This window comes from Bradyrhizobium sp. Rc3b, assembly GCF_900114915.1.
In the GTDB taxonomy this organism is placed as follows: Bacteria; Pseudomonadota; Alphaproteobacteria; order Rhizobiales; family Xanthobacteraceae; genus Bradyrhizobium.
On record NZ_FOUS01000019.1, the window covers coordinates 101,169 to 114,349 of the forward strand.

Annotated in this window: 6 protein-coding genes; 5 read left to right on the top strand and 1 reads right to left on the bottom strand. The window is 58.3% G+C overall.

Annotation, left to right across the window (positions count from 1 at the left end; translation table 11 throughout):
* Positions 1–41 precede the first annotated feature (41 nt).
* Complete coding sequence (locus BM190_RS34110; protein ID WP_092261959.1) at positions 42–2,381, bottom strand: AAA family ATPase; 2,340 nt, start codon at positions 2,379–2,381, stop codon at positions 42–44.
* A gap of 349 nt (positions 2,382–2,730) precedes the next feature.
* Between BM190_RS34110 and rfbC the strand changes: the two genes are divergently transcribed.
* The 5 genes from rfbC (at position 2,731) to BM190_RS34135 (ending at position 13,173) form a co-directional block, all read left to right on the top strand.
* Positions 2,731–3,288, top strand: coding sequence for a dTDP-4-dehydrorhamnose 3,5-epimerase (gene rfbC, locus BM190_RS34115; RefSeq protein WP_092261937.1), 558 nt, complete (start codon positions 2,731–2,733; stop codon positions 3,286–3,288).
* Positions 3,289–3,302: 14 nt separating this feature from the next.
* Positions 3,303–4,361 (top strand): dTDP-glucose 4,6-dehydratase, encoded by a 1,059-nt coding sequence (rfbB, locus tag BM190_RS34120; RefSeq protein ID WP_092261960.1) that lies wholly within the window; start codon positions 3,303–3,305, stop codon positions 4,359–4,361.
* 7 nt (positions 4,362–4,368) lie between these two features.
* Positions 4,369–5,358 (top strand): dTDP-4-dehydrorhamnose reductase, encoded by a 990-nt coding sequence (gene rfbD, locus BM190_RS34125; RefSeq protein ID WP_092261961.1) that lies wholly within the window; start codon positions 4,369–4,371, stop codon positions 5,356–5,358.
* Positions 5,267–6,154 carry a glucose-1-phosphate thymidylyltransferase RfbA gene (gene rfbA / locus BM190_RS34130; protein ID WP_092261938.1) on the top strand — a complete coding sequence of 296 codons (888 nt, stop codon included), beginning with the start codon at positions 5,267–5,269 and terminating at the stop codon, positions 6,152–6,154. Before rfbD ends, rfbA begins: the two co-directional genes overlap by 92 nt.
* A gap of 113 nt (positions 6,155–6,267) precedes the next feature.
* The gene (locus BM190_RS34135) at positions 6,268–13,173 is read left to right on the top strand and encodes a DUF4082 domain-containing protein (protein WP_244550813.1); all 6,906 of its coding nucleotides are present in this window, start codon (positions 6,268–6,270) and stop codon (positions 13,171–13,173) included.
* Positions 13,174–13,181: the final 8 nt, after the last annotated feature.

A 13,181-nucleotide genomic window follows, 5' to 3' on the forward strand; every position in this document is an offset into this window, starting at 1 on the left:
ATCCACCGGCCGGAGAACGCGGAGGCCGCTACGAGACAGCCTCAAGAGCCGGAAAGTCCATAACGGATGTAGTGGCTGTCATGATAATAGTAGCTCCGATGACCGTCATATCGAGCCATTGCCTTGGTATCGGTTTTGCTGAGCACTGCCCCAATGAGCGACTCGTGAATGTTGGGTGCTGTGTGCAGCGCGTGCTGCACGACATCTATTTTGGTACGGCCCCATTCAACAACCAGAATGTAGCAGTCGATGAGAGAAGAAGTGGCTCGGACATCAACCAACGGGGTCAGGGGAGGAAGGTCGACGATGACGTAGTCATAGTCAGCTCGCAAACGGTCGAACAGCTTGCTTATCGCGTCCGCGCAAAGAATTTCGCTGGTGTGAAGCAGGGGTCCCCGCCGCACGGCGGGCAAAAATGCAAGGTTGGTTGTCGGATCCCGCCAAATGGCGTCCGCCAGGGACCGGGTGCCGTTTGCAACTTCGATGATTCCGCTGACAGCCTTGGGCGCAAAGATAGCTGTTAGTGAGGGATTCCTGAGGTCGCAGTCGACGATGATGGCTCTCTTGCCGGTGTGCCCGATCAATTGCGCGAGCGAGGCCGCAATCGTGGTCTTCCCCTCATTCGGCAGGGCCGAGGTAATGCCGATGACCTGGGAGGAGATTTTCGCCGGATTGTGGTCGATGGCCAGCTTGATAGAACGAATTGCCTCCGTATATCGAGATAGCGGCATCCCGACTACGGTTCGGTGAATTGCGGTTGGAGACGAAACTATCCGCTGCTGGTTATCATCGTCGGTTTTCAGGAGCCGAACTGACGGCTTCGGAGACTTGCGGGCGGGTAACAACGGGACCATAGATAGGCAAGGCAATTCCAACACAGTTTCCAGTTGGGAGGAGGTACGGAAGACGCGGTCCATGAGGTCTCTGAGGAGCGCCAAGCCGATGCCCACTCCAAGACCGCCAAGGATGCCCAGCGCCAGTACCAGCCTCGTCTTTGGCTTGCTCTTGCTTGGCGGCGGCGAAGCGGGAAAAAGGACCCGCGTTTCTGAGACAGGAAATGTCTCCTGCTGTGCGGAGCCCATGTAACGCTGCAAGAAGGTCTCGTACAGGCTGCGCAAGCCCTTCGCCCGGCTATCTAGATCCTTGATAGTCAACTCGGCAGAATTGACTGAACGAGACTGCGAAACGGCCTTGGACAGCTGCTTTTCGACTTCTTCCTGGCGCTGTTTGGCGAGTTCGAACTCGCTTCGGCTGACTTCGGCAAGTCTCCTGACTTCGTCGAAGACGGAGACGCGAAACTCCCGCGCGCGGTTGCGGACATTAACGACTGCCAAGTGGTCGCGACCGACCCTGGCGGACAACTCGGCCTCGCGTCTCATGAGTTCTAGATACTGCTGACGCAGCCCCGTGATGATCTGACTGTTCAGCGCATCGGCCCCGACGGCATCCAGATTGGCCATTGAGGCCGGATTTTTCGGATCGGAGGTGGTAAGGAGAGTTTGATAGCGAGCCAATTTGGCCGTGGCCTCGGAGGTCTGGGCGCGTGCGGCAGCCAATCGATTGTTGATCTCCGTGATCTGCTGCTCGTCGATGGGCTTTCCATCCAAAGAAACAATATTGTTCTGAGCCTTGTAGACGTCGACGGCACGTTGTGCAGCGAGGGCCTGGTCACCGAGGTCGCGCAGCCGCTCCTGCAGCCAGCTTGTTGCCCTGCGATTTGCGTCGAACTTTGCGTTGAGCTGGTCCGCAACATAGGTCTTGGCGACGGCGTTGACGATCTCCGCGGCTCGAACCGCGTTGCTCGAATTGAAACTGATCTCAATGATGTTGCTGTACCCGACACGTCCCGCTGAAAGTCGGCCGAGAAATGCGTCTACCATAGCGTCCGATGGTTCGCCCTGCGTATCCGAGGGCGCTTCCTTCTTCGGTCCATTCGAGGCAAATGACCGGATTCGCTGCCAGAGCGACTGTAGAGATGGCCCCGACGCCTTAAAGTCTGGATCGTCCGTCAGTTTCAACTGATCGATCACCGCAACCGCAATTGCCCTTGATCTCAGGAGCTGAAGCTGGGTCTCGATCTGACCGAGATCGTATGCCGGCTCGGCGACGAGCGATTGCTGCTGGACAAACTGGGGCCTTGGATTGGCTAACAGGATCTGAACCTGCGCCGTATAGGTTGGAGATACCAGCCGGAGATAGAGCACGCTGGCCGCAGTGATGAGTCCAGCAGTGACAAGGATCACGAGATATTGGCGTCGCAGAAGCCCGATCGCGAAATTGATGACGTCGTTGATCCCTCCGCTGTCTGCCTGGACGGGTTGAGCAAGCCCGTTCACCGCCAGCCGTAGTTTATCCGTGTGTTGAAGATTGTTCTGGAGCATCACGTACCTATCCGACTGAGCCACGTTGAGGCCGCCCGCCAGCAGACCAGCGTTCAAGAAGGACGTACCAAGCGGCGAGGGATTATATACCTTATAAAAATCTACTTGCCAAATTAAATGAATCATCTATTAATTGAAACGAGACCGAAAATCAATGAACGCGTCATTTTGGGCCAAATCGTGGGAAAATAGTATTATATTTCCGTCACTTAAGGTCTATGCAGTGTTTTTATCAAAAATAATGCGATGGTTAGGGGCCGGTTTGGCCTGGCAAAGAATTAATTCCATCGGGGATTATGCCCTCCGCATGGAAACCCGATTCTGAAGTGAGGGCCGGCAGGAGTACCTAATGCTGGAACTGCGATCCTTGGCGATCCCTGATGTCAAAGTAGTTCGAACAGATCGGTTTGCCGACGGCCGCGGCTACTTCTGTGAGACCTTCCAGCGATCGGCCTTTGCCGAAAAGGGTATCCTCCACGACTTCCTGCAGGACAATCAGTCCAGCTCAGACCGGATCGGCACGGTACGTGGCCTGCACTTCCAGCGACCGCCCTTCGCCCAGGCGAAACTCATACGGGTGTTGAACGGGGCCATTCTCGATATTGCCGTCGATCTCCGGCGGTCATCGCCCAACTTCGGCAAGCATATCGCCATCCAGCTGGATAGTGAAAGTGGTGAGCAGGTGTTCATTCCGAAGGGGTTCGCGCATGGCTTCTGTACGCTGCAACCCAAGACCGTCGTCTTGTACAAGGTCGACCAGGTCTATGCCCCGAGCCACGACGGCGGCGTCTATTGGGCTGATCCGACGCTAGCGATCAAGTGGCCCGTGACGATCCCTCAGGCTCAGGTGTCACCAAAGGACCAAACCCTTCCTGCGTTCAACCAGCTTGGTTTCGTTTTTGAGTAGTGGAGACGAGTAGAATGCGTATCCTGGTGACCGGCGGAGCGGGCTTTATCGGTTCTGCGGTGTGTCGCCGTCTGGTGCTGCAGACTGGTGCCGCAGTCATCAACATCGACAAGTTGACATACGCAGCCAACCCAGTTGCGCTGGCGAGCATCGAGACGCGGGAATCTTATGCGTTCCTGCAGTCCGACATCTGCGATCGCGAGGTTATGGATCTCGCATTCGCCGATTACGAGCCGGATGCGGTCATACATCTGGCCGCAGAAAGCCACGTCGACCGTTCGATCACCCGGCCCGACGCCTTCGTCAACACCAATATAGTTGGCACCTACACGCTGTTGGAGGCCGCCAGGACCTACTATGAGCACCTGCCGCTTCTGAGACGCAAGAAATTCCGCTTCATCCATGTATCGACGGACGAAGTCTACGGTTCACTAGGGCCCGACGACTTGTTTCGCGAAGACACGCCGTACAGGCCGAGTTCGCCGTATTCGGCCAGCAAGGCCGCCTCGGATCACCTCGCGCTCGCGTGGTTTCGAACCTACGGTCTGCCGGTCATCGTATCGAATTGCTCGAACAATTACGGGCCGTACCAGTTCCCGGAAAAGCTCATCCCGCTGACAATCCTCAATGCGATCGACCGGAAGCCTCTACCAGTCTATGGCGACGGCAGAAATATTCGCGACTGGCTTCACGTCGATGATCATGCCGCCGGCTTGATAAGACTGCTCTACGATGGGAAACCGGGCGAGAAGTACAATCTTGGAGGAGACAGCCAGCGATCCAACTTGGAGGTCGTCACCCAGATTTGCGACGTGCTGGATCGATTGTCCCCGGGCGCGGGAGCGAGACGATCTCTGGTTACGTTCGTGCCGGATCGTCCGGGGCACGATGCGCGCTATGCGATCGACGCGTCGAAGGCACATCGCGAACTTGGCTGGGGACCGACGAGAACCTTTGAAGAGGGCTTGGCCGAAACCGTCGGATGGTATCTCAAGAATCGCGCATGGTGGGAGCGTGCTCGCTGCGGTGTCTATGACGGCACGCGTCTGGGTCTCCTGGCTGCCCAAAACTGAGGTGAAGATGACAGATCGCCCCATCCTCATTGCCGGACGGAATGGTCAGCTGGCAAGGTGTCTTCTTGATCTCGGTGCAATGCGCGGTCTGCCTGTGGTGGCCCTCGGGCGTCGAGAGCTCGATCTGGAGGACCGCGAGGGGATCGACAAGCTCATCGCGTCGGTCGCGCCGGCTGCGATCATCAATACGGCAGCCTACACCGCGGTAGATCAGGCCGAAACCGAAGCAGCGAAAGCCTTCGGCATCAACCGCGATGGCGCGGCGGCGCTGGCAGATGTCGCGTGGCAGATGAACATTCCACTCATCCATCTCTCGACCGACTATGTGTTCGACGGTGCGAAACCGGATGCCTACGACGAAAGTGACATTCCTGCGCCGTTGAATGTCTACGGTGCCTCGAAGCTCGCCGGCGAAGCTGCTGTTTTGGCCGCGCACCCGCTCGCGACCGTGATCAGGAGCTCGTGGATTTACTCTCCCTATGGCAGCAACTTCGTTCGAACGATGCTGCGGCTATGTGAGAGCCAGCCCATTGTGAGGGTTGTTCGGGACCAACATGGAAATCCGACCTGTGCATTCGACCTCGCGGAGGCCGTGCTTCGGATCGCAGAACGGTCAGTAACGGACGATCGCAGGGCGACGGCCGGCATCTTTCACCTTGCTGGCGGAGGCGAGACGAACTGGTACGACTTTGCGCAGGCGATCTTCGACGCGCGCTCCCGTCGCGGAGAGCGGATTCCGGCGCTCGAGGCGATCACGACGGAAGAGTTTCCGACCGCTGCGCGTCGGCCTCGAAATTCGCGCCTCGACTCATCCAAGGCCGAACGCGTGTTCGGGATTCGATTGGCGCCCTGGCGCCATTCGCTCGAAGCCTGTCTCGATCAGTTAGCGGGAGAAGGAGAAACCAATGCTGAAGGGAATCGTGCTGGCTGGCGGCAGCGGAACGCGCCTCTATCCGATCACGCGCGTCGTCAGCAAGCAGTTGCTCCCGATCTATGACAAGCCCATGATCTATTATCCCCTGTCGACGCTGATGTTGGCAGGGATCCGCGAAATTCTGATTATTACCACGCCGTCCGATCGGTGTCAGTTCGAGCGGTTGCTGGGCGACGGGAGCCAATGGGGCATTCGGCTCAGCTACGCCGAACAAGCCCGTCCCGCCGGTCTCGCGGACGCCTTCATCGTTGGTGCCGATTTCATCGGAAACGATCGTGTAGCGATGGTTCTTGGGGACAATATCTTCTTCGGGGATGGCCTGAGTGAACTGCTTGCCAAGGCGGCGGGACGTGAGGAGGGCGCCACGGTTTTCGCTTATCACGTGCGAGACCCAGAACGATATGGCGTGGTCGCGTTTGACGAGGCGGACCGCCCTGTATTGATCGAGGAGAAACCCAAACGACCGCCTTCGAACTGGGCAATTACGGGGCTCTATTTTTTCGACAACCGGGTTGTTCGCTACGCTCGTCGCGTCGAGCCATCGCCCCGCGGAGAGCTCGAGATTACCGATCTTCAGATGCGCTACCTCTCGGCCAACGCGCTGCACGTCGAGCGCATGGGACGGGGGTTTGCCTGGCTGGATACCGGCACGTTCGAGTCTCTCGTCGATGCAGGGATGTTCGTGCAAACCCTAGAAAAGCGGCAGGGAATGAAGATTGCTTGCCTCGAGGAGGTCGCCTTCAGACTCGGCTTCATCAATCGTGATCAGGTGCTCGCGCTCGCGCAGCCGCTGGAGAAGAGCGGTTATGGCAAATATCTGAACGAAATCACTCGGCTGCCGCATTACGCTTCGCAATGACAGCTCTACCAAGCCGATAATTGTAAATCACCTGAATGATATATGCATTGAATTGACGGACGATTTAAAATAGAATTAAATCGATAGGGTTAGTTTAATTAATCGGTCTAGCCATGCTGGTGCAAAAGGCGAGCGTCTTTGGTCGGGGAGCCCGGGCCGTTTTGCCAGGGGAACTTACCCCCGCCTTTTGGCCAGAATCGGCGTTTTGGAATGCGTTCGATGGCCCCGATCCATCCGTCCTCTGGAGCCAACTGTTTGCTGATCCCTCAGCGAGCGTGGCTTCGCGTCTGCCGCTTCCGGTTAGGGTCGCCGATTTCGCCCGCGCGTCGTCTGGGGCCGGCTCGGGCGATCCGCCAGACTTGCGCGGCGCCTTGCCCAGTCTCTTCCCATCTTTCCAGTCGCGATTGTCTGCTCTGCTGTCTTCGACGTCTTTGACGAGCCGCCATCCGGGCTTGGCCGCGACGATCCCAACTGTGGCAAACGAGCGGACGCCGCCGACATCATCATCGGTGTCGACCCCGAGCACCACACACTGGACCAATTCGAGCGACGGGGTCTGGAATGTCGCTACGAACTGGAGCGCCGGCGTCCCAGGGATCATTGACTCCGCGGTCCTCGATGCGGCGGGAGCGTATGTCGTCACCAGCACTGCCCGTGTTGATATCGGGAGCCTGGTCGTTGATGCAGGCGCGACGCTTTCGATCGGTGGGTCGCCCTTTGTCGTCGAAGGCGATGTACTGAACAACGGGACCGTCGAAGTTGGGGCGTTCCTTGGCAATCGCATTGCTACGGGGGACTTTAAGGGCGACGTCAAAGGCACGGGATCTTTCGAAATTGCAGACAAGGCGATCCTGGAGATCGGAGCTTCGGTTTCGGGGCAGTTCTTGAATGGATCGTTCTCCGGCATAACCGTGTCGTTCGGCACGGAAGCTGGCACGCTGGTCCTCGATCAGTCGGCCAAATTCCACGGGTTGATCGCAGGTTCGTCCCCTGGGGCGCCGCTTTCGCCGGGGAACCTCATCGACCTGAAAGATCTACCCTTCACATCCTCGATGTCGGCAGCCGTCCACTATGACAACAGTTCGAATATCAGCACGGTCGATTTCAGCAACGGTGCCGCAAGTGCCACTTTGCTGTTCTCGGGGATGGACCTGAACTGGAATTTCAAGAGTGATGGGCAGGGGGGCACCCTTGTCTCTGATCCACCCACAAACTCCATCGTACTGGAAAATCAGAAGCCGGGTACGCCGAAAAGTGTCTGGCAGATCCAGCCGGGAGACAATTCGACTCAGACTCAAGGGTTTACAACAGCGATCAGCACCAATGTTGGGGGGACGGTCCAATTCAAGATCAGCAACCAAACCGGCAACCCGAACTATCGTGTCGATGTGTACCGGCTAGGTTATTACGGTGGCAATGGTGCCAGACTGGTTACGAGCCTACAGCATCAGGCCGCTGCCGCGGTCGTCCAGCCCGCCCCCCTACGTGACCCGTCGACCGGCCTCGTAGATGCCGGCAACTGGAGCGTGACGGACTCCTGGAGCGTGCCGACCGATGCAGTCTCGGGCGTCTACATCGCCAACGTCGTCAACGGCACCCAGATATTCCAGATCCCGTTCATCATAAGGAATGACGCTTCGCACAGCGACATCGTGCTCCAGACAAGCGATCAGGACTGGCAAGCCTACAACGGTTGGGGAGGGGCCAATCTGTATTTCGGCAACGGTCCTGGCGTCAACGGATCAGCCTACGCAGTCAGTTACAATCGACCCCTCGTAACGCGTGATGGCACCGGCACCTTTGCCGAGGGAGGAGACTCCCCGTTCGCGGCGGAGATCGCGGCAATCTATTGGCTGGAGCAGAATGGGTACGATGTCTCCTACATCTCTGGAATCGATGCTGCGACAAACGGCTCGCTATTGCTCAATCACAAATTGTTCATGGATGCGGGGCATGACGAGTATTGGACCGAAGCTCAGCGCGCCAACGTAGAGGCCGCGGCGCATGCTGGCGTGAACCTTGCGTTTCTCGTGGGTAACGAGATTTTTTGGAAAACAAGGTTGGCACCCAGCATCGACGGCAGCGGATTAGCCAACCGCACACTGATTAGCTACAAGGACACGCACGCAAATGCCCTTATTGATCCAATAGGGCAGGCGACCGGCAATTTCGCCGACCCGCGGTTCGGCCCTGCTCTTCCCGCAAATTCCCTGACTGGTACGTTGTTCGCTGTCAACGCGTTCCGGTATGACACGATCACGATACCGTACTCGATGACCCAATTGCGCTTCTGGCGCAATACAGCTGTCGCGCAAACGTCACCCGGGCAGACCGCCTCGCTCGTGCCGGGCCTATTAGGCGTTGAATGGGACATCGCGCCGGATAACGGATTTCGCCCAGCAGGGTTGATCAATGTATCCTCTTCAACAGTGCAGGTGGACGGAAAGTATCTGCTTGATTATGGCAACACCTTCGGTGCAGGCACGGCGACACATAATCTTGTCCTGCATCGAGATCCTATTAGTGGTGCACTGATATTTTCGGCCGGTTCAATCAACTGGTCTTGGGGGCTTGCTAGCGACCACGACGGACCGGCAACTCCGGTAGATCCCAATGTACAGCAGGCGATGGTGAACCTGTTCGCCGACATGGGGGTTCAACCAGCGACGCTGCAGGCGAGCTTGGCGGCCGCGTTCAAATCCACAGACGGTACGGCGCCGACTTCTGGCATCACCAATCTCTCAGCTGCGAGCGTTGCGGAGGGGCAATCGATCACAGTGACGGGGACGGCCGCGGATGCTGGCGGAAAGATTGCCGGCGTTGAAGTCTCCACGAATGGTGGCACAACGTGGCATCCGGCCAACAGCAATGTCGGTGCGGCGAACGTGACGTGGTCATACACGTTCGTCACAACCGGTCAGGGGACATATAGTCTCAAAACCAGGGCGATCGACGACAGCCTGAACCTGGAAACGCCGGGGGCGGGCGTTACCTACACGGTCACGCCGTCATCCAACCTGACGCTCTTCAGTAGTACCGACACGCCTGCGGTGATCTCAAACAGCGATTCCGACTCAGTTGAGCTTGGCGTCAAGTTCATCCCTACCGCGTCTGGCAAGATCACCGGTATCCGTTTCTACAAAGGGCCCCAGAATACGGGCACCCACATTGGTGATCTCTGGACCTCAAACGGCACTCTGCTCGCGAGCGCCACCTTCACTAACGAAACCGCGAGCGGCTGGCAGCAGGTTAATTTCGCGACGCCCGTCAACGTGCAGGCCGGCGTCACGTATGTTGCCTCCTATCACACGAACACTGGCCACTATTCCTCAACGGATTACTACTTCATCGATTATGGGGGCCTTACGAAAGGTGCGCTCACCGCGCCCGGTGGCAGCCTCAACGGCGTCTATGCCTATGGCACTGGCCCGGTCTTCCCCGGCAACACCTCCTATGTCAAGGCCGCGAATTACTGGGTCGACGTCGTTTTCACCGATTCAGGGACGACGTCGCCGCAAGCCAACGCCGACAGCGGCTTCACGGTTGGCCAAAATGGCGTGCTGAGCATTCCGGCATCGACCCTGCTAGCGAACGACACCAACCCGTCCGGTCTGGCCTTCTCGCTTACCAGCGTCGGCAATCCGGCCAATGGAAGCGTAAGCTACAATTCGCAGAACCAGACGGTGACCTTTACCCCCACCAATGGCTATGCTGGGGCAGCGAGTTTCACCTACACGATCACGGACACGAGCGGCCAAACCGGGTCCGGGCAGGTGTCGCTCAAGGTCAACTATCCGCTCTCTGCGCAGAGCCTGTTCGGCACCAGCGATGCGCCAAGCGTCCCCAATTCCGGTGATACCAGCCCCATCGAAGTCGGGGTCAAGTTTACCGCATCCGTGAACGGGACAATAACAGGGCTGCGCTTCTACAAAGGGTCGTTGAATACGGGCTCCCACATTGCGGATCTCTGGAGTTCGACCGGAACCCTGCTTGCGACTGCCACCTTCACGAACGAGACACCCAGCGGATGGCAGCAGGTCAATTTCTCCAATCCTGTCGCCATCACGGCAGGCACCACTTACGTCGCGTCCTATCACACCAATGGTAATTATTCCGGTACTCAGAACTATTTCGCGACGTCGCTCACCAACGGCCAGTTAACCGCTCCGGCTGGCGCCAACGGCGTCTATAGCTATGGATCCGGAACCGCGTTCCCGACGAGTACCTTCAAATCCTCCAACTACTGGGTCGATGTCGTCTTCAACGGCTCCTCCGCTGCCAGCGTGCCGCAAGCAAACGCCGACGGCGGCTTCACCGTTAGCCAAAATGGCGTGCTGAGTATTCCGGCATCGACGCTGCTAGCGAACGACACCAACCCGTCCGGGCTGGCCTTCTCGCTTACCAGCGTCGGCAACCCGGCCAATGGAAGCGTAAGCTACAACTCGCAGAACCAGATCGTGACCTTTACCCCCGCCAATGGCTATGCCGGGGCGGCAAGTTTCACCTACACGATCACGGACACGAGCGGCCAAAGCGGATCCGGTCAGGTGTCGCTCAAGGTCAACTATCCGGCCTCCGCGCAGAGCCTGTTCGGCACCAATGATGCGCCGAACGTCGCCAATTCCGGCGATACCAGCCCCGTCGAAGTCGGAGTCAAGTTTACCGCATCCGTGAACGGGACAATAACCGGCCTGCGATTCTACAAAGGATCGTTGAATACGGGCTCCCACATTGCGGATCTCTGGAGTTCGACCGGAACCCTGCTTGCGACTGCCACCTTCACGAACGAGACACCCAGCGGGTGGCAGCAAGTCAATTTCGCCAATCCTGTCGCCATCACGGCAGGCACGACCTACGTCGCGTCCTATCACACCAATGGTAATTATTCCGGTACTCAGAATTATTTCGCGACGTCGCTCACCAACGGCCAGTTAACCGCTCCTGCTGGCGCCAACGGCGTCTATAGCTATGGATCGGGAAGCGCGTTCCCGACGAGTACCTTCAGATCCTCCAACTACTGGGTCGATGTCGTCTTCAACGGCTCCTCCGCCGACAACAATAACCCGCCAACCGCGGTTGCTGACACCACGAATGCCACCGAGAAGGGCGGCACGGGCAACAGCACTGGCGGTTCGTCCGCCGTCGGCAACGTGCTGACCAACGATACCGATCCCGATTCCGGTGACACAAAGACCGTCACGGCTGTCAGCTTTGGCTCGACCAACGGGACTGTCAATTCAGCTATCGCGGGCGCGCACGGCGCCCTCTTGCTCGGCGCCTCGGGTGCTTTCACCTACACGGTGAACGAAAACGATACGGCCGTGCAAGCCTTGCGGCAATCGACCAATACGCTGACCGATGTCTTCAGTTATACGATGCGGGACGCCGCGGGCGTTGCATCGTCGAGCACGCTTACTGTCACCATTCATGGCGCCAACGACGCGCCGGTACTGGCGATCCAGACCGGCAACCAGGCCGTGACCGTTGGCTCGGCGTTCTCGCTGACGTTGCCCGCCGGCACCTTCACCGATGTCGATGCCGGCGACTCGCTCACCTACACGGCAACCGCCGCTGACGGCTCGCCGCTTCCGGCCTGGCTCACGTTCAACGCGTCGAGCCGAAGTCTTAGCGGCACGCCAACGTCTGTTGACGTCGGCACGCTCAGCGTCAAGGTCTCGGCGACCGATCTCGGTAATCTCACCAGCAGTGAGACATTCGATATCGCAGTGTCGGCAGTTCCTTCGACGGTGAGCCTGTTCTCGAGCTCCGATGCCCCGGCGGTGGGGTCGGGTTCGGACACCTCCCAAGTCAACCTCGGAGTGAACTTCTCGTCGTCCGTGGCAGGCACGATTTCCGGCATCAAATACTACAAGAGCGCAAATGACCTCGGCACCCATACGGGTTCGTTGTGGAGCAGCACCGGCACGCTGCTGGCAACCGCAATTTTCACCAACGAGAGCAGCAGCGGCTGGCAGTCCGTCACGTTCAGCAATCCCGTGACCATTGCGGCGGGCACCACCTACGTCGCGAGCTTCCACAGCAACGGCCATTATGCTTCCAGTCCCAACTACTTCACGACCGCTCGCACCAACGGCCCGCTCACAGCCCCTGCGAATACCAATGGCGTCTACACCTACGGAACAGCCAATCTGCTTCCGACCAGTACCTATAACGCAACCAACTACTGGGTGGATGTCCTGTTCAAAAGCTCGAGTGGTGGCGCCAACCAGTCACCGGTCGCTGCGAACGACAGCGGCTTCTACGCCACGCAGAACGTCCCCTTCGGGATCCCTAGTTCGGCTCTTCTTGCCAACGATACCGATGCCGACGGCGATACGCTCACGATCACAGGCGCGAGCAACGGTGTGAATGGCACCGCCAGCTTCAACGTCCAAAGCAACAGCGTGACCTTCACTCCGACGACTGGCTATACGGGACCGGCTTCCTTCAACTATAGCATCTCCGATGGCCAGGGCGGCATCGCCAGTGCATCCGTCGCTCTCAATGTGACCGCTGCGTCTTCGACAACTGTGCGCCTGTTCAGCGCAAGTCAGGAGCCCAGCATTGTGGCGGCCAATGATCCAAAGTCGGTAGAATTGGGCATCAAATTTCAGACCTCCAGCCCAGGCGATATCATCGGACTTCGCTTTTACAAGGGGCCTTCCAACACGGGCATCCACGTTGCGGATCTTTGGAGCGGCACCGGGTCTTTGCTGGCAACTGCGACCTTCACCAATGAAACGGCGAACGGCTGGCAGCAGGTCAATTTCGCCACGCCTGTGACTATCATGCCGGGCACTACATACGTCGCCTCCTATCACACTGCCGGCAATTACGCGGCCGATCCAGGCCTGCTCGCCAACGCAATTACCAACGGACCTCTATCAGCGCCATCCTCCGTGTCAATCGGCGGCAACGGCGTGTTTGCGTACGGGACAGATAGCCTGTTTCCGACCAACACCTACAACGCGACGAGCTATGGCGTTGACGTAGTTTTTAGGCCGCAGCTGGCAGCATAGGAGACGTA